We start from the raw sequence: 19,688 nt of genomic DNA on the forward strand, positions 1-19,688 counted from the left end.
CGCTCCGGCCGGGACTTTGCCGCCTGGATCGGGCTCACCGGCAAAGATCACGGCACCGGGGGCAAGCATCGCCCAGGCCGCATCTCCAAGCAGGGCGATCGCGTGCTGCGCGCGCTCTTCATCAACGGCGCCAGCGCCCATCTGCGGCAGCAGAAGGCGCGCGGCGTCAGCGATCCATGGCTGCGTGATTTGCTGGCGCGGCGGCCCTACAAGGTCGCCATGGTGGCCTTCGCCGCCAAGACCGCGCGCATCATCTGGGCCATGCTGGTCAAAGGAGAACCTTACCGCGACCGCGCGAGCGCGCCGGCTGCTGCCTAGTCGAGGGGCGACAGCCGCCGCGCTCGCGCTCATTCCTATCGGAAGGGCAATCAAGGTGTGATGGCAAATGGTCAGGAAACCGGGATCGAAACACTCCGCCACGTCATCGCGCGTCACAGCGCGCCGCAATGATTGGAATTCGATCAGCGATCTCCATCAGGGCCCGCGGTCAATGGCCGCATCTCGAGGCCGTATACATGACCGCTCCCCGATCCGCTTGCCGAAACATCAAGAAAGCCCTTGCCGACAGGGGGCCGTCCATACATGACGTGGATAGGGCAGTGCATGGGGGCGACGGGACATGGACCGCGAATTCCTGACAGACCTGTTTGCCGACTTCGGCCCGGTGACCTTGCGCCGGATGTTCTCCGGCTACGGCATCTCCGCTGACGGCACCAATTTCGCGCTGGCGCTGCGGGCCGGGCTCTACTTCCGCGCCGACGAAGAGACCATTCCGCAATTCGAGGCGGAGGGTTCAAAACCCTTCCAGTATCAGACGCGGTCGAAGACCGTGCTGGTCAACTCATACTGGCAGCTGCCGGCACGGCTCTTCGACGATACCGAGGAGCTTGCGGTGTGGGCGCGCTCGGCGCTCGCGGCTGCGCAACGCGCCGCGCTGCGCAAGCGGCCAAGGAAGGCGAAGGCGCCAGCGAAGAAGGCTGCGGGCAAGAAGACAGTGGGCAAGAAGGTGGCCGTGAAGAAGGCGGCCGCAAGGAAACCTGCGGCCAAGAAGAAGCGCGCGCCGAGGAAAAGATCCTCATCCTGAGCGTCCGACTACATCCACGTCATTGCGAGGAGCGTAGCTACGAAGCAATCCATAGCTCCGCACGTGCGGGACTATGGATTGCTTCGCTTCGCTCGCAATGACGGCTGAGGGAGGCGAAGGGCGAAAGATCACGCCACGCGGGTCTGCGTCTCGCTGCTGTACTCTGGGTCGGCTTCGCAGATCACGCGGTTGCGGCCGGCGCGCTTGGCGGCGTAGAGGCAGGCATCGGCGCGCTCGATCAGCGAATCCGTGTCGTCGGTGGGTTTCAGCATCGAGACGCCGACCGAGATCGTGACGCGGCCGAGGATCTCGCCGGTCGACTTCTTCTTCAATTCCTTGGCCATCACGGCGCGGCGGATGTGGTCGGCAACCGTCAGCGCCTGCCGCAGCGCGGTGTTGGGCAGCACCACCGCAAACTCCTCGCCGCCGTAGCGGGCGGTGATGTCCTGGCCCTTGATGGTCTGCTTCAGCGACTGCGCCACCAGCCGCAGCACCTGGTCGCCGGTGAGGTGGCCGTAGGAGTCGTTGAACGACTTGAAGTGATCGATGTCGAACATCAGCAGCGATAGCGGCTCGCTAGAGGCGAGCGCGGTCTGCACCGCCATGTCGATCGAGCGATCGAAATATTTGCGGTTGCCGAGCCCGGTCAGCGGATCGGTCAGGCTCTCGGCGCGGATCGCTTCCAGGCTGTGCTGCAGGTCGCTGATCTCGGATTTCGACAGCGCCAGCCGGTTCTCCAGCGCCATGTTGGTGTCGCGCATCTCGCGGGTCGATTTCACCAGGCCCTCGACGATCGCCTTGATCTGGTCGCGCGAGGTGGCGGTCGCCAGCTTGTCGCGGGCGCCGATCAGGCTCGCATCATAGGTCGCCGACACGCCGAGCGCGTCGGTGATCAGCTTCATGACATCGTCGATCTCGCCGATGACGCGGGCGCCGACCTTGTCGATTCTGTCCGAGGTCTTGATGTGCGAAAGATAGGTCTCGTAGATCTGCTCGAGATCGGATTCGCTGAGCTTGCCGCTGCGCGCCAGCGTCTCGTTGATGACCTTGTTGAGCGGAGCGTTGTAGCCGGTCGCGTAGACGTACCAGATTTCGTAGTTGCGCGGCACGGCGGTCTGGCGAAGCGAGCGGATCTGACCAAGTGCGACGTCGGCAAAGGCCAATGTACGTTCGTGCTCGTCCAGCAGTTTGACCACTGTCACGTCCCCAATGCGCAGCAACGCCGGGTCATCGCCCGGCAGCAATAACTAAACTATTGGGGCGAGGGTACGGGACGAGAGTGAAGGCGAGGTAAACAGTAGAACTACGGGAGCCGGCCGCGGTCGCCGCAGCGTGCCGGATCCCGTCGAATTCTGCGCGCATTTGCTTCAAACACGCAGCACCGCGCGCATCCGTCGCAAGACAGCAGCAACACAGCTCGCCGTGCGCGTCCGCTTGAAGCCGGCCGGGGCTTATGCGCGTGCGCGCACCGGGCGCAGCAGGAAGGCCGGCAGATGCGAATGATCGGCGGGTTCGTGGTCCGCCTCGCGCTGTTGCCGCCGCGGCTCGGCGCGGCCGATCGACGGCACGTGCGACGGCTCCTGCGGCGGTGCATTGCGGCGGTGACGCGGTTCGCGCTCCTGGCGCGGCTCACGCTCCTGAGCCCGCTCTTGCGTCCGCTCCTGGCGCGGCTCCCTGTCGTGGCGCGGCTCGCGCTCGCGGCGCGGCTTGCGGCCGCCACGGCCGCCCTCGCGTGATCCATCGCGGCCGCGCGAGCGGCGCGGCGCGTCGGCCTCGTCGGAGGCGTCGCTGTGCACGGTGTAGTCGCCCTCGGCGCGCGGGATCTGCTGGCCGATCAGCTTTTCGATCGCGGCCATCGACTTGTTGTCGAGCGGGGTGACGATGGAGATCGCGGTGCCGGTGCGGCCGGCGCGGCCGGTGCGGCCGATGCGATGGACGTAGTCATCGGGATGATGCGGCACGTCGAAATTGAAGACGTGGCTGACGGCCGGAATATCGAGGCCGCGCGCGGCGACGTCGGAGGCGACCAGCAGCGGCAGCTCACCCTTGCGGAATTGATCCAGCGCGGCCATGCGCGCGCTCTGATCCATGTCGCCGTGGAGGGCGCCGACGCTGAAGCCGTGCTTCTGCAGCGATTTGTGAAGCACTGCGACTTCGCGCTTGCGATTGCAGAAGATAATCGCGTTGTTGAGGTCCTTGGCCTCGCGCAGCAGGCGGCGCAGGATCTCGCGCTTCTCGTGTGCCTCGCGGCCGGCGGGCACCTGCGACTGGGTCACGGTCACCGCCGTGGTTGCGGGCCTCGAGACCTCGATCTTGGCCGGGTTGTGCAGGAACTGCTCGGTGATGCGGCTGATTTCCGGCGGCATCGTCGCGGTGAAGAACAGGGTCTGCCGCGTGAACGGGACGAGCTTGCAGATGCGTTCGATGTCGGGGATGAAGCCCATGTCGAGCATGCGGTCGGCTTCGTCGATCACCAAGAGCTCGACGCCGGTGAGCAGCAGTCCGCCGCGTTCGGTATGGTCGAGCAGGCGGCCGGGGGTTGCGATCAGGACGTCGACGCCGCGCGTCAGTTTGGAGTCCTGGTCGCCGAACGAGACGCCGCCGATCAGGAGCGCGACGTTGAGCTTCTGGCCGGCGCCGTATTTGTCAAAATTTTCCTTGACCTGGGCGGCGAGCTCACGGGTCGGCTCGAGGATCAGGGTGCGGGGCATGCGTGCCCGGGCGCGGCCCTTTTCGAGGATGGTGAGCATCGGGAGAACGAAGGCAGCGGTCTTGCCGGTGCCGGTCTGGGCAATGCCGAGGACGTCGCGGCGGGCGAGGACGTGCGGGATTGCCTGTTCCTGGATGGGAGTGGGCTGGGTGTAGCCGGTGGCCGCGACTGCGGCGAGGACCTTGTCGGACAGGCCGAGATTGGAAAAGGACATTGAGCCTCTGGTCGATACCGCCGTTCGGAATCGAAAGTAAAAGGCTGTCGCGTTCGGCCCCGAAACGGCTCGCTTCTCAAAAAAGCTCGGGGGCTGCTAAAGGACGCTGACGGGCGGCAAACCTGACGAATCGTGCTTCGATCCGAGGCCGCGTTGCCCCGCAACATAGGGGCCAAACCGGCAAAGTCAATCAGGGAACCGGTCCGATGGCCGAAAAAGCTTAATGTTTTCGCCTAAATGGGCGGCTTTTCCGTCATTTTACGGTCAAATGGCCCGTGGCCTCGGTAGCGGGGGACGAGGCGTCGGCACCGCTGCCGCGAGCCCTGAACTCGCCGGGCGTCAGGCCTTCGGAGGCGTTGAAGATCCGGTAGAACGTTGCAAGGCTGCCGAACCCGCACGCATGGGCGATCTCGGCGATCGGCCGCGGCGGCGTCTCGCGGAGCAGCCGGCGGCTCTCCTGCATGCGCTTGATGGCCACGGTCTGCGAGAAGCTCGTGCCGGTGGTTTCGAACAGCACGTGCAGGTAGCGCACCGAGACGCCGAGCAGGCCGGCCACGAAGGTCGGCGACAGCGATGATTTCGACAGATGCCGCGCGATCAGGCGGCGCGCCAGGCTGAGCCGGGCGATCCGCAGCGTCCGCTGCGCGCGCCGGCTGCCCGGGCCGATCGCGCCGCGCTCGATCAGCGTGAAGTCCGCCACGGCCCTGACCAGCGGCGGAATCCTCGCCGCATCGTCGGCTTCCATCGCGTTCTTGAGATCGGCCGCGCAGGCCTCCTTCAACGGCGCCCATCCGCGCCAGCTCTGGTCGAGGCGCTGATCGAAACGAACCTGGGCCGCGGGCGAGCCGGGAGCGGTGGGTGGCGGTCCAGCATCAGCACGCATGGCGCACCATGCCGTTGCCAGGTTCGGCGCGCTGCGCATCGCACGGCGCGCCACGCCTCATTCCCCGCCTGCCGCCAATCACCGCCATGATCTCGCCCTGCACGTCGCCGGCGTAGTCTTGGCGCAGCGGTCGCGGGGCGTCTTCTCATTGCGCGCACGCCGATCAATTCGGCAGCGCGCCGGCGCTTTGCCGGCTTCAGGCGGATCGAGCCCGGTAGTCGCCCGGCGTCATCTGCTCGGCCGCATTGAACAGCCGGTAGAATGTCGCAAGGCTCTCGAAGCCGCAGGCGAAGGCGACGTCGGCGATGGTCCAGTCCGGCCGCTCGCGCAGCAGGCGGCGGCTGCGGTCGAGCCGGAGCCGTGTCAGCGTCTCCGAGAAGCTCATCTCCGCGTCTTCGAACAGGACATGCAGATGACGAACCGAGATGCCGAGCGTGTAGGCCACCAGGGTTGGTGACAGCGTCGGCTGCGCGAGCTGCCGCGCGATCAGACGGCGCGCCAGCGACAGGCGGCCGGTTCGTAGCGCCTGTTGCCCGAGCCGGCTGGCCGAGCGGAGCACGCCGCGCTCGATCAGCGCGATATGGGCCAGCGCCTGCACCAGCGGCGCGGTGTCCGCATGCGCGGCATCGCCGCCCTCGACGAGGTCGTGGAAGCAGGATTCCAGCAGCGGCCGCAGCGCGGCCTGATCCTGCACCGGCTTGGGGACGAGCTCGTCGAGCGTGGCGCGGCGCGGCAGGGGAATGTCGGCGACCGGGACCTTGATGATGCGCAGGTTGAAGCCGTCGTCGCGGAGCGGCACCGTCCGGTACGGCAGGTCGGCATAGCTGGTCGCGAACATGCCGTCGCGCACCGCAAAGTCCTCGAGCCGGCCGCCGCTGAACCAGCCGCCGCCGCCAAGCTGCTGGTAGATGCACAGGCTGTCGCTGCGCGCATCGGCGATGTCGCCGTCGCGGCGCTCGACGCGGTAGGGCGAGGCGCGCAGCTCGACGAGCCCGGCATTGCCGAGCTTGCGCAGCGAGAATCTGCCGAAGAAATCCTGCCGATGCTCGGGCTCGAGCTCCGCGGTGACGCCGAACAATCCCTTGGCGCGCACTTCACGCCAATAATCAAAGCGATCGCGCGGATCGATTTGTTCGGTAGACCATGTGAACACGGGAGGCAGCCCTTGGACTCGCGGAGACGCAGAACCTATCATGCAGATGCGAAAAGGGAACGTGACCGGCGGCTGCGCGGCCTGCTCATTTTGGCGGATGGTCGCCGGTCAGAACGATGCGCCGGTATCACCGTCGGGGCTTGAACCGGGCAAACGGCTCGTCCGACTATTATGCGGCGGTCGTGGGTCGCCGGCGCGCCGTGCATGCGGGAACGAGGATGAAGAGCTGGCTTTCGGGATTATCGGCAATAATCGTCGCGGCGGCCCTGTTGGCCTTTGCGGTGCCGGCGCATGCCGCCAAGCGCGTTGCGCTGGTCATCGGCAACAATGATTACAGGAACGTGCCGAAGCTGCAGAAGGCGGTCAACGACGCCCGCACCATGGGCGACACGCTGAAACAGCTCGGCTTTTCCGTGATGGTGGCCGAGAACCTGAACCGCCAGGCGTTCTCCGAAACGCTGCTGGCCTTCGACCGCACCGTCGAGCCCGGCGACACCGCGTTCTTCTTCTATGCCGGCCACGGCTTCGAGATCATGGGCCAGAATTTCCTGCTGCCGACCGACGTGCCGGCCGCGACCGAAGGGCAGGAGGAACTGGTGCGTGATGCCTCGGTGCTGGCCGACCGCATCGTCGAGCGGCTGCAGAACAAGAAGGCGCGCACCTCGATCCTGGTGTTCGACGCCTGCCGCAACAACCCGTTCGAGCGTGCCGGCACCCGCGCGGTGGCGGGCGGCGGCGGGCTCGCGCCGATGACGCAGCTGCCGGAGGGTGTGTTCTCGGTGTTTTCGGCGGGGCCGCGGCAGACCGCGCTCGACCGCCTGTCGAACGACGACACCAATCCCAATTCGGTGTTCACGCGGACCTTCGCCAGGGAATTGCTGCAGCCCGGCGAAAACCTGGTGCAGGTCGCGCAGCGCACGCGGCGCCTGGTCAGCGAGGCGGCCGAGACCGTCAAGCACAAGCAGATCCCGGTGTATTTCGACCAGATGGTCGACGACGTCTTCCTGAACGGGGCGGTCAAGGAGCTCGCCGACGCTGCCAAGGATGCAATCAAGCCTTCGGCCCCGCCGCAGCAGGTTGCGGCGCTGCCACCGGTTTCGGTGCCAAAACTGCCGAAGGAGGATTCCGTCAACGCGCCGATCGCGAGCTTCTCGCGGCACAATGGCGGCTGGACCGTGGTGTTCTCGATCGCCGACCCGACGCTCGGGATTTCCTGGCGGATGGGCGATGCCGGCGATTTCCGCGAGACCGGCTTCATCGACACGCTCGATCCGCGCACCCGCAAGCGGATGCCCAACCCGTCGATCGAGCTGCCGGCCGATGCGCCCGCCGGCACCATCCAGCTGCGCTATGTCGATACGCTGGGCGAAATGCAGGGGCCGTTCCCGATCAGGTTCGATCCCGACGCCGCGCTGATCCGCGACCAGCGCAAGATCCTCGACATGACCGCGACGAGCTGGCTGTCGTTCCGCGAGTTCAACGGCCTGCTGGTCTACTACACGCATCTGATGTCGTACCGCTGCGCGATCCGCGAGGTGCGGATCGGCATCGACAGCGCGGTGCCGGACAAGGTCCTGAAGATGCCGGCCTGCAATTCGCGCGACCCGAGCGCTATTCCGTCCGACGCGCAACCCTATCTGAAGCTCGCGCCGCAGACCAAATCGGTCTCGGTGGAGCTGACCTATCGCGACGGCAGCGTGTCGGAGATCAAGACCTTCAGGCGCTAGCCCTTGCAGCGTTCCTGTTCGATCCGCGTTACAATGCGGACGTGAGGTCGAGCGGAGGGATGACGCCATGAATGCTGGCGATCTGCAACAACCGGATGCGCGGACGATGAAGACGCGCTGCTGCGTGGTCGGCGGCGGACCGGCCGGCATGATGCTAGGCTACCTGCTCGGGCGCGCCGGGGTCGACGTCGTGGTGCTCGAGAAGCACGCCGATTTCTTCCGCGATTTTCGCGGCGACACCGTGCATCCCTCGACCTTGCAGGTGATGGACGAGCTCGGGCTGATCGACGGCTTCCTGAAGCTGCCGCACCAGCGGATCCAGAAGATGGACGGCATCTTCGGCGGCCAATCGGTGCGGGTCGCCGACCTCAGCCGCCTCAAGGTGAAATATCCGTTCATCGCGATGATGCCGCAGTGGGATTTCCTCAATTTCCTGCGCGAGAGCGGCAAGCGCTTTGCGTCGCTCAAGGTGCTGATGAACACCGAAGCCACCGATCTGCTCCGGCGCGGCGACACCATCACCGGTGTCCGTGCAACGACGCCGGATGGCCCGATCGAGATCGCCGCGGATCTGACCATCGCCTGCGACGGCCGTCATTCCACGGTGCGCGAGCGCGCCGGCCTTGCGGTGGAGGACATCGGCGTGCCGATGGACGTGCTGTGGTTTCGCGTCCCGCGGCGGCCGGACGAGACCGAGAACTTGTTCGCCCGCGTCGAGCGCGGCAAGATGATGGTGACGTTCGATCGCGGCGACTATTGGCAATGCGCCTATGTGATCCCCAAGGGACAGTATGAAGCGGTGAAGGCGAGGGGATTGCCGGCGCTGATCAACGACATTCTGCAGCTTGCGCCGATCCTGAAAGCGGGCATGGCCGACGTGAAGAGCTTTGACGACTTCAAGCTGCTCACGGTGGCGATCAACCGTCTGACGCGCTGGACCCGTCCGGGCCTGCTTTGCATCGGCGATGCCGCGCATGCGATGTCGCCGATCGGCGGCGTCGGCGTCAACCTCGCGGTGCAGGACGCGGTGGCGACCGCCAACATCCTGGCGGCGAAGCTTGCCGATGGCTGCCCGTCGGAGGACGAGCTCGATGCGGTCAGGCGGCGGCGCGAATTTCCGGTGCGGGCGACCCAGCGCATCCAGGTGGTCGCGCAGAACAACATCATCACCGCCGCGCTCAAGCCGGGCGATCAGCCGATGCCGTTGGCGTTGCGGCTCATCACCGCGGTCCCGTGGCTGCAGGGACTTACGGCGCGCGCGCTCGGCCTCGGCGTGCGGCCCGAGCACGTCCATTCGCCGGCCCGAAGCTGACCGCGCAGGTAGGAATTCGTCAAGGATAACAGTGGCTTAAATTAACTATGAAAAGTTGCGCGGCTGCAACAGCGGGGCAGGATTCGAATCCGCCGCGCGCGGATTCGGCGTCGCCCGGCGCTCGAGTTTTCTTTTGGTAAGGGTCTCTCTGGGAAAGCTGGCACCCATCAGACAACGCCCATCAGACAATTTGGGGTGCCACCATGTTTCGTACCAAATTCATTGCCGCGCTGACCGTCACGACCGCCCTCGGCGTCAGCGTCGCATCCGCGGCCGACCTCGGCGCGCGTCCCTACACCAAGGCGCCGGCTTACGTTGAGTCGGTCTACAACTGGTCCGGCTTCTACATCGGCGGCCATCTCGGCGGCGCCTGGACCAACGAGCAGTGGGTCAACAGCGCCAACACCACGGCGTTCGGCGATCTCGTTCCGGGCCAGGGCTTCCGTCAGCGCGGCTCGGGCTTCATGGGCGGCGGCCAGATCGGCTACAACTGGCAGGCCAACAACTTCGTGTTCGGTGTCGAGGGCACGTTCTCCGGCCTCGATAATTCCGGCCGGCTCAACAACGCGGTGTTCGGCGGTCTCGATGATCAGTTCAGCTGGCGCGCGAACTTCATGGCGACCATCGTCGGCCGCGCCGGCCTCGCGATCAACAACAACCTGCTGTACTTCAAGGGCGGCTATGCAGGCGTGAACAACCGCCTGTCGGTGGTCGACAACGTCGCCAACCCGGCAACCGGTTCGGGCAGCCAGACCCATTGGGCCAGCGGCTGGACCGTCGGCGGCGGCTGGGAATACGGCATCACCCGCAACTGGACCGTCGGCGTCGAGTACAACTACGCCGCCTTCGAGCGTGCGACCTATCAGCTCGCGGGCACCTCGGGCGGCACCTATACGTTCGACGCCAAGCCGCGCGACATCCAGTGGGCGGTGGTGCGCCTGAACTACAAGTTCGACGCGCCGGCGATCGCGCGCTACTGAGTCTCGTTCGCACCCACAGAGTTGCGAAAGCCCCGGCAATGCGCCGGGGCTTTCTTGTTTGCGCACGATCTCTTCGGAGAGTTCAGACCATCACCGAGTAGCCGCCGTCGACCGGAATCGCGGTGCCGGTGACGAAGTCGGAGGCCGGCGAGGCCAGGAACACGGCGATCCCTGCGAAATCGTCGATCGCGCCCCAGCGTCCGGCCGGCGTGCGCGCCAGCACGCGATCGTGCAGCCCTGAAACCTGCTGGCGCGCGCCGCGCGTCAGGTCGGTGTCGATCCAGCCGGGCAGGATGGCGTTGACCTGGATGTTGTCGGGCGCCCAGGCGTTGGCGCAGGCGCGGGTGTACTGCACGATGCCGCCCTTGCTCGCGGCATAGGCCGCAGCAAAGCTGGCGCCGAAGATCGACATCATCGAACCGATATTGATGATCTTGCCGCGGCCGGATGCCTTCAGCGCCGGATAGGCCGCCTTCGAGCACATGAAGGCGCTGGTCAGGTTGGTGTCGATCACCTTGCTCCACTCGTCGAGCTCGAGCTCATGCGGCGGCTTGCGGATGCTCATGCCGGCATTGTTGACGAGGATGTCGATGCGGCCGAGCTCATTGGCGACACGCTCGACCATGGCGGTCACCGCCGACGAATCGGTCACGTCGGTTGCCACCGCGATCGCCTTGACGCCGCGCTGCCGCAGATCCTCGACCGCTGCTTTCGATTTCGCCTCGTTGCGGCCGACCACCGCAATCGCGGCGCCGGCATCCGCCATGCCCTGGGCCATGCCGAGCCCGATGCCGCCATTGCCGCCGGTGACGACAGCGACCTTGCCGGAGAGATCAAACAGTTGGTTTTTCATTGTTGTTGTCCGCTGTGTGAGGGAAGGGCGCGCGAGCCGAACGGTGAGAGCCTCGCGCGCGCCGGCGCGGGCCACCAGAAACCGTTCCAGGGAGCGCCCGTACCTCCTGATCGGATACGATGCCGCCGCGATCGGCAAGGCCGGAATCGCGCATGGAGGACCGGAAAAATGCGCCGGCAGCCAGGCCGCGCCTACGGGCTGCTCAAGGCGGCAATCTCCGGGCGTTAGCTCAAACGAAAAAGCCCCGGGCGATGCCCGGGGCTTTGGTCTACGATATCAGCAGAGATCAGTACTTGGCGACAACCGGGCCGCTCCAGTTGAAGCGGTAGACCAGCGACGTGCTGATGGTCTGCACGAAGGGCTTGAAGCTGATGTCGGTGCCGTTCGAGACGTTGGTGCCGTTGATCAGCTCGGAGACGTTCTTCCGGTCGTAGTAGGCGGCACGGTACTCGGTCTTCATGAACCAGCCCGGCGCGGTGATGCCGAAGATGTTCAGGTTGTTCTCGACGCCGCCGCCGACGAACCAGCCGCCACGGTCGAAATCGTTGGTGTGCAGGCCAGCGTCCAGACCGCTGATCGTGCTGAACAGGCCAGTGCCCTTCCAGTGCGAGTTGGTGTAGCCGGCGTTGACGTAGGACAGCACGTTCGGCGCAACCAGATAGCCGAGGCGTGCGCCGGCGGCCCAAGAGTAGTCGTTCTTGATGTTGCCCGCGACGAAGATGGCCTGATCCTGAATGGTGCCCTTCAGGCTGCCGAACTGGCCGTCAGCGAACACGCCGAACACCCAGGTCGGGGAGACCTGCCAGTCGTAACCGGCGCCAACGGTGCCGAACCAGCCATCGCCACCCTGGCGCTGATTGATGCCGACGAGCGGCAGGCCGCCGATGGTCGTCTGGGTGTGGGTGTCAGCGTCCCAGATGCCGCCGCCGCCACCGCCGAAGATGTAGAAGCCGGTCCAGCTCGGCGCCACCGGGAGCGGGGCCGGAGCCTTGGTGTAGGGGCGGGCGGCGAGGTCAGCCGCCGACGCCGATGCCGTCATCGCAGCAACCGCGGTCAGAGCGAGCAGAAACTTCTTCATATCCAAATCCTCGACTTTAGCGTTCGATCGGGTCGCTTGACGGAGGCGCGCTGGCACCGATTCCCGAAACTCATGGTCGGACTATACGCAGTTCCGCCGGAAATGCTGTTGCGGGTGAGACACAACCAGCCGAAAACGAAGTGGGCGGGGTGCTCCGAAAAGGCGAATGAAAACGGCCGCCCCCGATCGGAGGCGGCCGGAAAATCCTTCGAAATCAATCGGCTACGGGCCTGTTCAGACGTCCAGCAGGTCGTCGCTGGCGAATTCCGCCTTGTCGGAGATGAAGGCAAATCGAGCTTCCGCCTTGGTGCCCATCAGCCGTTCCACGGAATCGGCGGTGCCCTCGCGGTCTTCGGTCAAGAGCTTCACGCGCAGCAAGGTGCGCGTGGCCGGATCCATGGTGGTCTCCTTGAGCTGCGTCGGGTTCATTTCACCGAGGCCCTTGAAGCGGCCGATCTCGACCTTGGCGTTGGCGTGGAACTCGGCCTTGATCAGCTCATCCTTGTGGATGTCGTCGCGGGCGTACACCGTCTTGGTGCCGTGGGTCAGCTTGTAGAGCGGCGGCACCGCCAGATAGAGATGGCCCTGGTCGATCAGCGGTTGCATCTGGCGGTAGAAGAAGGTGATCAGCAGCGAAGCGATATGCGCGCCGTCGACGTCGGCGTCGGTCATGATGATGATGCGCGAATAGCGCAGATCCTCTTCGCGGTAATGCGTCAGCGTACCGCAACCGAGCGCCAGAACGAGGTCGGCGATCTGTGCATTGGCGGTGAGCTTGTCCTTGCCGGCGGACGCGACGTTGAGGATCTTGCCGCGCAACGGCAGGATGGCCTGGGTCTCGCGGTTACGCGCCTGCTTGGCGGTGCCACCGGCCGAGTCGCCCTCGACGATGAAGAGCTCCGACCCCTCGGTGCCGGCGTTGGAGCAGTCGGTCAACTTGCCGGGGAGGCGCAGCTTCTTGCCGGCGGACTTGCGCGCGGTCTCCTTTTCCTGGCGGCGGCGCAGCCGCTCCTCGGCGCGATCGATCACGAAATCCAGCAGGCGGTTGGCCTGGTTCGGATTGCCCGACAGCCAGTGGTCGAACGGATCCTTCATCGCCTGTTCGACGATGCGCTGCGCTTCGGCGGTGGCGAGGCGGTCCTTGGTCTGCCCCTGGAATTCAGGCTCGCGCACGAACACCGAGAGCATCACGGCGGCGCCGACCATCACGTCTTCCGAGGTGATCGAGGCCGCGCGCTTGCCTTGCCCGGCGCGCTCGGCATGGTCCTTCAAACCGCGCAGCAGCGCGCTGCGCAGGCCCGATTCATGGGTGCCGCCGTCCGGCGTCGGCACCGTGTTGGTGTAGGACGACAGGAAGCCGTCGGCATCGGCGGTCCAGGCCACCGCCCATTCGCAGGCGCCGTGCGAGCCGCTGCGGCCGGACTTGCCGGAGAAGATATCCTGATGCACCAGCGTGTCGGCGTGGATCGCCGCCGTCAGATAATCCTTCAGGCCGCCGGGGAAATGGAAGGTCGCCTCCGGCGGCACATCCTCGACGCCCTTGAGCAGCTCCTGATCGCAGCGCCAGCGGATCTCGACGCCGCCGAACAGATAGGCCTTCGAGCGCGTCATCTTGAACAGGCGCTGCGGCTTGAAGGCGGCCTTGGCGCCGAAGATGTCGGTGTCCGGCTTGAAGCGGGTGCGCGTGCCGCGGCGGTTGTTGATCTTGCCGAGCTCCTCGAGCTTGCCCTTGGGAATGCCGCGCTCGAAGGTCATGCGGTAGAGTTTTTGGCTGCGCGCGACCTCGACCTCGAGCCGTGAGGAGAGGGCGTTGACCACGGAGACGCCGACACCGTGCAGACCGCCCGAGGTCTCGTAGGCCTTGGAGCCGAACTTGCCGCCGGAGTGCAGCATGCACATGATGACTTCGAGCGCCGACTTCTTCGGGAATTTCGGGTGCGGATCGACCGGAATGCCGCGGCCATTGTCGGTGACGGTGAGGAAGCCGTCGGCGGTCAGCTCCACCTCGATGAAGGTGGCGTGGCCGGCCAGCGCCTCGTCCATCGAGTTGTCGATCACCTCGGCGAACAGATGGTGCAGCGCCTTCTCGTCGGTGCCGCCGATATACATTCCGGGCCGCTTGCGGACCGGCTCCAGCCCCTCCAGCACCTCGATGTCAGCCGCCGTATAGCCGTCCTCGGCACTGCCGCCGGACCGGGCGGCGACCTTCAACGGCGCGCGCCCCTTCGACTCCGGGGCTCCGAACAGATCGTCGGCTGACTTCGTTTTAGTGTTTGATTTCTGAGGCTTGGACATGTTTCTTCAAGTATGGCGCGAAACCGCGCCGCGAATCGGTTGCTTCTGACTATGCCACGGATGGGCTGAAAATGGGGACGGCCGAAGGCAGCGCCCGGCCGCCCCACAGATAGGAAGTCCGCTTACGCCCGCGAGGTGCGGAAGACAACAATCGCAAACAGGATCATGGCGAGAACCACCAGCAGCGATCCGGCGATCGGGGCGGCCTCGAGCGAGGGGCCCTTCAGCAGCACCACCGCCACGCCGGCGGGAAACAGGATGCCGCCCACGATGTGCAGCCAACCCTGGATCTTCGCCAGCAGCATGGTGCCGGCCGCCGGCACCATGCGGTAGTAGAGGCCGAACAGGAATAGCAGTACGCCGCCGACGAGGTTGAGATGCGCGTGTGCGGGCCCGAGCGTGAAGTCGTGCTGGATACCCATGGCGATGCCCGCGAGCATTCCGAACAGCAAGACGACGACGCTGACGCACATCATCAGTGATCCGATCATCCGTATTTCCTTTTCTTGTGGGGGAGATGCCAGCCAGCCTGAACCGAGGCGGTCTTTCGGGAAATCACGTGCGATCCCCCGCCTTTGTGACTTGATGTCACGTGGAGGGCTGGCTTACCTCTTCTTAGGCGGAAGGCCGCTAGAAAGGTTCATTCACGGACGTTCAACGGAGCGGGAAGGCACTCGACGAGATGGAAGATTTTGCGCGCGCCCTGGCCGAGTTCGTGCGCCACCACCAGGTCTGGGCCGCTCCAATCGTCATGCTGCTGGCGTTCGCCGAATCGCTCGCCTTCATCTCGTTGCTCGTGCCGGCCTGGGGGGCGCTGATCGCGATCGGCGCACTCATCGGGGTCAGCGGCATCAGCTTCTGGCCGGTGTGGATCGCCGGCGGCATCGGGGCTGCGCTCGGCGACTGGGTCTCCTACTGGTTCGGCTATCGCTACAAGGAGCATGTCGCGCAGATGTGGCCGCTGTCGCGCTACCCTGAGTTGCTGCCGCGCGGCGAGGAATTCGTCAGGAAATGGGGGGTGCCCAGCATCTTCATCGGCCGCTTCTTCGGTCCGCTGCGCGCCTCGGTGCCGCTCGCCGCCGGCATTTTCGAGATGGCGTACTGGCAATTCCAGATCGCCAATTTCGTCTCCGCGCTGGTCTGGTCGGCCGCGCTGCTGCTGTTCGGCGACATCATCGCCCATGCCGCCGAATGGATGTGGCGGGCGGTGTGACGGGTGGGGAATAACGCTATGATGCAGGGGTTACGCGGGATGACAGCAGGCTGCGTCGCTGTCATCGCGGAACCATTGAACCCTGCCAAGATCTCGCCCAACAGGCGCTGACGTCACCACGCGCCATTACCGCTCACTGGAAGGACATGACATGGAATTGACACGTCGTCACGCTCTCGCCGGCGCGGCCGGCCTCGCCGCTGCGCCATTGTTGCCGTCCGTTTCTGCCAAGGCGGCTGCGCCGATCGCCGACAAGCAGGCGCCGAGCTTCTATCGCTACAAGGTCGGTGACATCCAGGTCACCGTGGTCTCCGACGGCAAGAACGTCTTCAAGCTGGAAGACTCCTTTGTCACCAATGCGAAGCGCGAGGATGTCAACGCGGCACTAGAAAAGGCTTTCATGCCGCCTGACATGATGACGATCTATTTCGCACCGCTCGTGCTCAACACCGGCGGCAAGCTGGTCGTGATCGACACCGGCAACGGCGCGACGTCGAAGGCCAACAGCAAGGGCGCCAACGGCCTGTTCGCGGAGAATTTCGTCGCCGCCGGCTTCGATCCCAAGGCTGTCGACATGGTCGTGATCTCGCATTTCCACGGCGACCACGTGAACGGCCTGCTGACCGCCGAGGGCACGCCGGCGTTCCCAAATGCCGAAGTGCTGGTGCCGGCCACCGAGTGGAAGTTCTGGATGGACGACGGCGAGATGAGCCGCGCGCCGGCCGGCCGCATGCAGGGCCTGTTCAAGAACAACCGCAACATCTTCGAGGCCGGCCTGAAGAAGAAGGTCACACCCTATGAATGGGGCAAGGAAATCGCGCCGGGCCTGACCTCGGTCGAGACCGTCGGCCACACCCCGGGCCACACCTCCTATGTGCTGTCGTCCGGCTCGGCGAAGGTCTTCATCCAGTCCGACGTCACCAACCATCCCAACCTGTTCGCCGCCAATCCCGGCTGGCACGCCTTCTTCGACCAGGACGCGGGCGTGGCGGAAAAGACCCGTCGCCGCGTCTACGACATGCTGGTCGCCGAGAAGCTGCAGGTGCAGGGCTTCCACTATCCGTTCCCGGGCGTCGGCAACATCGTCAAGGACGGCGACGGCTACCGCGTCGTCCCGGCGGCGTGGAATCCGACCATCTAGCCGCCCGTCATTCCGGGGCGCCCGAAGGGCGAATCCGGAATCTCGAGATTCCGGGTTCGATGCTGGCGCATCGCCCCGGAATGACGAGACAGCATCTTGACGCGAAACGGGCGCGGCCTTATAGCCGCGCCCATGATCAACGCCGCGACCATCATCATCGCCCGCCGCCGCCGTACCTCTGCGGTACGGGCGGTCGTTCGCGTTTAACGATCATCGCCTCTGCCGCCGGATCTTGTCCCGCGGCGCTCTCCTGAAAAAAGACACGCGGTACGATCTGGCGGCTCCTACGTCATGCAGGAGTTTCGACCATGTATACGCCACCGGTATTCAAGCCTGACCGCGCCGCAAGCCTCGGCTTTGCGGAAGCGCGCGGCTTCGGCCTTGCCTGCGCGTGGGACGGCGCGCGGCCGATCGCCTCCGCGCTGCCGTTCTACCTGACCTACGCCGCCGACGGCACGCCGCAGGCGCTGTTTCATGTCGCCCGTCACAATCCGCTGGTAAAGCTGGCCGATGCCGGCCCCTGGCTGCTGGCCGTCACCGGCGCCGATGCCTATGTGTCGGCGGACTGGTACGTGTCGCCCGACCAGGTGCCGACCTGGCTCTATCAGGCCGTGCATCTGACCGGGCCGGTGCGGACCTTGTCGGGTGAGGAACTCGCCGCCCAGATCGAGGCGCTGAGCGCCAAGTTCGAGAGCCGGCTGGCGCCGAAGAGGCCGTGGACGGCCGCCAAGATGACAGCCGCGCGGCTGGATGCCATGAAGAAGGCCATCGTCGGCTTCGAGATGACGGTGGAAGAGGTGGAGGGCAGCTTCAAGCTGAACCAGCACAAATCCGAGACCGACTTTGCCGCGGTCGCGGGCAACCTTGCCGCGCAGACCGATGCCGGCGCGCAAGCAATCGCGCAGCTGATGCGGCAGGCGCGGCCGGACGTCTTTGCAAACCAAGCGAACGAACTCGAAAGGAGCGTGCCATGACCCTCACCGACACCAACCAGCCCAAGAGCGTTAACCAGCCCAAAAGCGGTGCGACCAAGGCGACCGTGTTCGTCGATGGTGCGTCCGGCACCACCGGGCTTGGCATCCAGGAGCGGTTGCGCCTGCTCGACAACGTCGAGGTCAAGCACATTGCCGAGGACAAGCGGAAGGATGCCGGCGCCAAGCGCGCGCTGATGGAGGAGGTCGATCTCGTGATCCTCTGCCTGCCCGACGCGGCCGCCAAGGAGACCGTGGCGCTGATCGACACCATGGGCAACTCGGCGCCGAAGGTGCTCGACGCCTCGACCGCCTATCGGGTCGCGCCCGACTGGGCCTACGGCTTCGCCGAACTCGCGCCCGACCAGGCCGACAAGATCCGGACCGCGGCGAAGGTTTCCAACCCGGGCTGCTATCCAACCGGCGGCATCGCGCTGCTGCGGCCGCTGGTCGATGCCGGGCTGCTGCCGCCGGACTATCCGCTCACGCTGAACGCGGTGAGCGGCTATTCGGGCGGCGGCAAGTCGATGATCGCGAGTTTCGAGGACGGCTCGGCGCCGGCCTTCGAGCTCTACGGCCTCGGCTTCGAGCACAAGCACGTGCCGGAGCTGCAGCTCTATTCGCGGCTGACGCGGCGGCCGATCTTCATCCCGTCGGTCGGCAACTACCGGCAGGGCATGCTGGTCTCGGTGCCGCTGCAGCTCGACACGCTGCCGGGCAAGCCCAGCGGCGCCGACCTGCAGGCCGCGCTGGCGAAGCGCTACGCCGGCAGCAAGTACGTCACGGCGATGCCGCTGAACGAGCCGGGCAAGGGCGGCAAGCTCGAGCCGGAAGCGCTCAACGAGACCAACCAGCTCGAGCTCTATGTCTTTGCCAGCGACAAGCACCATCAGGCGGTGCTGGTGGCCCGGCTTGACAATCTGGGCAAGGGCGCTTCGGGCGCGGCCGTGCAGAACATGCGGCTGATGCTCGGGCTGGCCGACGCCTGACGCCGCGCGCATCGTGGACGAGGACACGCTGCAATTCTACCGGCGCAATGCCGAGGCCTATGCCGGGTGGGCGAAAGCTCCGTCCACCCGGCTCAAAGGCTTTCTGGCCTTGCTCCCGGCCGGCGGCGCGATTCTCGAACTCGGCTGCGGCGCCGGCAATCATGCCGCGGTGATGCTCGCCGACGGTTTTGCGCTGCGCGCGACGGATGGTTCGCCCGAGATGGCGGAGGTCGCATCGCGTCGCATCAATCATCCCGTTGAAGCGATGCGGTTCGACGAGCTCGAGGACCAAGAGGCCTATGACGGCGTCTGGGCCAGCGCCTGTCTGCTGCACGTGCCGCGCGACGAACTGGCCGGCATTCTCGGCCGCATCCACCGCGCGTTGAAGCCCGGCGGGCTGTTCTACGCGAGCTACAAGATCGGCCACGACGACGGCCGCGACAGCATCGGCCGTTACTACAATTATCCCTCGCCGGACTGGCTGGCGTCGACCTACGCCGCGTCGGGGGCGTGGACCGACGTGTCGCGCGACACCAGCGAGATCAAGAGCTTTGACGAGGCGCCGGCGACGATGCTGCATATCGTCGTGCGCAAGGGGGAGAGGTAGCCGCCGGTCGGGCCGTTGCCGCAACCGGCGGAAAGGGAGGTTCAGAGCACCTTGAAGATCGCGAGCGCCAGCACGGCCTGGGCGAGGAAGCCGATCGTGAACGCCAGCGTGCGGAACACGGGCAGGCCGAGCGTGTAGACGATCAGATGCGCGACACGGGCCCAGAAATAGACGGCGCAGGCGAGCACGGTCCATTTGGTGGAATAGTCGGCGGCGTTGAGGATCAGCACCAGCGGCGCGAAGATCACGAGATTCTCGACCGCGTTGTCGTGCGCGAACATCAGCCGGTTGGCCCATTCGGCATGCGGCTTGTCGTTGCGCGAGGGGTTGGCCATGGCGCCGGAGAGGCCGCGCACCTGACAGCGGTTGAGGATGTAGGGGATCCACAGCAGCCCGGTCAGGATTACCGTCAGCGACAGCCAGAACAGTTCGCGCGTCATCGTATCCCCCTCAAATGATTTCGATTCCCGACCGCCGG

At 65.7% G+C, this 19,688-nt stretch carries 19 protein-coding genes; 10 read left to right on the top strand and 9 right to left on the bottom strand.

The window, feature by feature from the left end:
• The coding region (locus CI41S_RS27665; RefSeq protein WP_139862476.1) for a transposase at positions 1-318 on the top strand (318 nt) is incomplete at its 5' end.
• 301 nt (positions 319-619) lie between these two features.
• A complete protein-coding gene (locus tag CI41S_RS27670) occupies positions 620-1,084 on the top strand; it encodes a TfoX/Sxy family protein (protein WP_139862477.1) in 465 nt (154 codons plus the stop codon).
• 128 nt (positions 1,085-1,212) lie between these two features.
• On the opposite strand, the gene CI41S_RS27675 is transcribed toward CI41S_RS27670, so the two are convergent.
• The 4 genes from CI41S_RS27675 to CI41S_RS27690 form a co-directional block, all read right to left on the bottom strand.
• The gene (locus CI41S_RS27675; RefSeq protein WP_139862478.1) at positions 1,213-2,280 is read right to left on the bottom strand and encodes a GGDEF domain-containing protein; all 1,068 of its coding nucleotides are present in this window, start codon (positions 2,278-2,280) and stop codon (positions 1,213-1,215) included.
• A 255-nt stretch (positions 2,281-2,535) separates the two neighbouring features.
• The gene (locus CI41S_RS27680; RefSeq protein ID WP_139483943.1) at positions 2,536-4,008 is read right to left on the bottom strand and encodes a DEAD/DEAH box helicase; all 1,473 of its coding nucleotides are present in this window, start codon (positions 4,006-4,008) and stop codon (positions 2,536-2,538) included.
• A gap of 253 nt (positions 4,009-4,261) precedes the next feature.
• The gene (locus tag CI41S_RS27685) at positions 4,262-4,930 is read right to left on the bottom strand and encodes a helix-turn-helix domain-containing protein (RefSeq protein ID WP_139862479.1); all 669 of its coding nucleotides are present in this window, start codon (positions 4,928-4,930) and stop codon (positions 4,262-4,264) included.
• 157 nt (positions 4,931-5,087) lie between these two features.
• Positions 5,088-6,044 (bottom strand): AraC family transcriptional regulator, encoded by a 957-nt coding sequence (locus tag CI41S_RS27690; RefSeq protein WP_139862480.1) that lies wholly within the window; start codon positions 6,042-6,044, stop codon positions 5,088-5,090.
• Positions 6,045-6,262: 218 nt separating this feature from the next.
• On the opposite strand from CI41S_RS27690, the gene CI41S_RS27695 reads away from it, so the two are divergent.
• From CI41S_RS27695 to CI41S_RS27705, 3 genes are all read left to right on the top strand, one after another.
• Complete coding sequence (locus tag CI41S_RS27695) at positions 6,263-7,771, top strand: caspase family protein (RefSeq protein ID WP_139862481.1); 1,509 nt, start codon at positions 6,263-6,265, stop codon at positions 7,769-7,771.
• A gap of 67 nt (positions 7,772-7,838) precedes the next feature.
• Complete coding sequence (locus CI41S_RS27700; protein ID WP_172628215.1) at positions 7,839-9,083, top strand: FAD-dependent oxidoreductase; 1,245 nt, start codon at positions 7,839-7,841, stop codon at positions 9,081-9,083.
• A 203-nt stretch (positions 9,084-9,286) separates the two neighbouring features.
• Complete coding sequence (locus CI41S_RS27705; RefSeq protein WP_139862482.1) at positions 9,287-10,063, top strand: outer membrane protein; 777 nt, start codon at positions 9,287-9,289, stop codon at positions 10,061-10,063.
• A gap of 82 nt (positions 10,064-10,145) precedes the next feature.
• Here the strand turns inward: CI41S_RS27705 and CI41S_RS27710 are convergent, their stop codons facing one another.
• The 4 genes from CI41S_RS27710 to CI41S_RS27725 form a co-directional block, all read right to left on the bottom strand.
• Positions 10,146-10,916, bottom strand: coding sequence for an SDR family NAD(P)-dependent oxidoreductase (locus CI41S_RS27710; protein ID WP_139862483.1), 771 nt, complete (start codon positions 10,914-10,916; stop codon positions 10,146-10,148).
• 286 nt (positions 10,917-11,202) lie between these two features.
• Positions 11,203-11,994, bottom strand: coding sequence for an outer membrane protein (locus CI41S_RS27715; RefSeq protein ID WP_139483938.1), 792 nt, complete (start codon positions 11,992-11,994; stop codon positions 11,203-11,205).
• Positions 11,995-12,228: 234 nt separating this feature from the next.
• The gene (gene parE, locus CI41S_RS27720) at positions 12,229-14,289 is read right to left on the bottom strand and encodes a DNA topoisomerase IV subunit B (RefSeq protein ID WP_139862484.1); all 2,061 of its coding nucleotides are present in this window, start codon (positions 14,287-14,289) and stop codon (positions 12,229-12,231) included.
• Positions 14,290-14,411: 122 nt separating this feature from the next.
• Positions 14,412-14,780, bottom strand: a complete 369-nt coding sequence (locus CI41S_RS27725) for a hypothetical protein (RefSeq protein WP_139483936.1) — start codon at positions 14,778-14,780, stop codon at positions 14,412-14,414.
• Positions 14,781-14,971: 191 nt separating this feature from the next.
• Here CI41S_RS27725 and CI41S_RS27730 point away from each other — a divergent pair, with 191 nt between their 5' ends.
• The 5 genes from CI41S_RS27730 (at position 14,972) to CI41S_RS27750 (ending at position 19,210) form a co-directional block, all read left to right on the top strand.
• Positions 14,972-15,502 (top strand): DedA family protein, encoded by a 531-nt coding sequence (locus CI41S_RS27730; RefSeq protein ID WP_139483935.1) that lies wholly within the window; start codon positions 14,972-14,974, stop codon positions 15,500-15,502.
• 151 nt (positions 15,503-15,653) lie between these two features.
• On the top strand, positions 15,654-16,643 hold the full coding sequence (locus CI41S_RS27735; protein WP_139483933.1) for an MBL fold metallo-hydrolase: 990 nt from the start codon (positions 15,654-15,656) through the stop codon (positions 16,641-16,643).
• A gap of 308 nt (positions 16,644-16,951) precedes the next feature.
• Entirely contained in the window at positions 16,952-17,617 is a 666-nt protein-coding gene (locus CI41S_RS27740; RefSeq protein WP_139862485.1) for an FMN-binding negative transcriptional regulator, read from the top strand.
• Positions 17,614-18,603, top strand: coding sequence for an N-acetyl-gamma-glutamyl-phosphate reductase (gene argC, locus CI41S_RS27745; RefSeq protein ID WP_139862486.1), 990 nt, complete (start codon positions 17,614-17,616; stop codon positions 18,601-18,603). The genes CI41S_RS27740 and argC overlap by 4 nt, the downstream gene beginning before the upstream one ends.
• Before the next feature lie 13 nt (positions 18,604-18,616).
• Positions 18,617-19,210 (top strand): class I SAM-dependent methyltransferase, encoded by a 594-nt coding sequence (locus tag CI41S_RS27750; protein WP_139862487.1) that lies wholly within the window; start codon positions 18,617-18,619, stop codon positions 19,208-19,210.
• A gap of 41 nt (positions 19,211-19,251) precedes the next feature.
• Here the strand turns inward: CI41S_RS27750 and CI41S_RS27755 are convergent, their stop codons facing one another.
• Positions 19,252-19,650, bottom strand: coding sequence for an MAPEG family protein (locus tag CI41S_RS27755; protein ID WP_139483929.1), 399 nt, complete (start codon positions 19,648-19,650; stop codon positions 19,252-19,254).
• Positions 19,651-19,688 lie beyond the last annotated feature (38 nt).

Origin of the sequence: Bradyrhizobium ivorense, assembly GCF_900696085.1 — a bacterium.
Taxonomy (GTDB): Bacteria; Pseudomonadota; Alphaproteobacteria; order Rhizobiales; family Xanthobacteraceae; genus Bradyrhizobium; species Bradyrhizobium ivorense.

Excerpts from the sequence above, each read along its gene's own strand:
- CI41S_RS27670 (WP_139862477.1), top strand. The coding sequence starts at position 620 with ATGGACCGCGAATTCCTGACAGACCTGTTTGCCGACTTCGGCCCGGTG.
- CI41S_RS27695 (WP_139862481.1), top strand. The coding sequence starts at position 6,263 with ATGAAGAGCTGGCTTTCGGGATTATCGGCAATAATCGTCGCGGCGGCC.
- CI41S_RS27715 (WP_139483938.1), bottom strand. The coding sequence starts at position 11,994 with ATGAAGAAGTTTCTGCTCGCTCTGACCGCGGTTGCTGCGATGACGGCA.
- CI41S_RS27680 (WP_139483943.1), bottom strand. The coding sequence starts at position 4,008 with ATGTCCTTTTCCAATCTCGGCCTGTCCGACAAGGTCCTCGCCGCAGTC.
- CI41S_RS27755 (WP_139483929.1), bottom strand. The coding sequence starts at position 19,650 with ATGACGCGCGAACTGTTCTGGCTGTCGCTGACGGTAATCCTGACCGGG.
- CI41S_RS27685 (WP_139862479.1), bottom strand. The coding sequence starts at position 4,930 with ATGCGCAGCGCGCCGAACCTGGCAACGGCATGGTGCGCCATGCGTGCT.
- CI41S_RS27705 (WP_139862482.1), top strand. The coding sequence starts at position 9,287 with ATGTTTCGTACCAAATTCATTGCCGCGCTGACCGTCACGACCGCCCTC.
- CI41S_RS27740 (WP_139862485.1), top strand. The coding sequence starts at position 16,952 with ATGTATACGCCACCGGTATTCAAGCCTGACCGCGCCGCAAGCCTCGGC.
- CI41S_RS27735 (WP_139483933.1), top strand. The coding sequence starts at position 15,654 with ATGGAATTGACACGTCGTCACGCTCTCGCCGGCGCGGCCGGCCTCGCC.
- parE (WP_139862484.1), bottom strand. The coding sequence starts at position 14,289 with ATGTCCAAGCCTCAGAAATCAAACACTAAAACGAAGTCAGCCGACGAT.
- argC (WP_139862486.1), top strand. The coding sequence starts at position 17,614 with ATGACCCTCACCGACACCAACCAGCCCAAGAGCGTTAACCAGCCCAAA.
- CI41S_RS27730 (WP_139483935.1), top strand. The coding sequence starts at position 14,972 with ATGGAAGATTTTGCGCGCGCCCTGGCCGAGTTCGTGCGCCACCACCAG.
- CI41S_RS27710 (WP_139862483.1), bottom strand. The coding sequence starts at position 10,916 with ATGAAAAACCAACTGTTTGATCTCTCCGGCAAGGTCGCTGTCGTCACC.
- CI41S_RS27725 (WP_139483936.1), bottom strand. The coding sequence starts at position 14,780 with ATGATCGGATCACTGATGATGTGCGTCAGCGTCGTCGTCTTGCTGTTC.
- CI41S_RS27700 (WP_172628215.1), top strand. The coding sequence starts at position 7,839 with ATGAATGCTGGCGATCTGCAACAACCGGATGCGCGGACGATGAAGACG.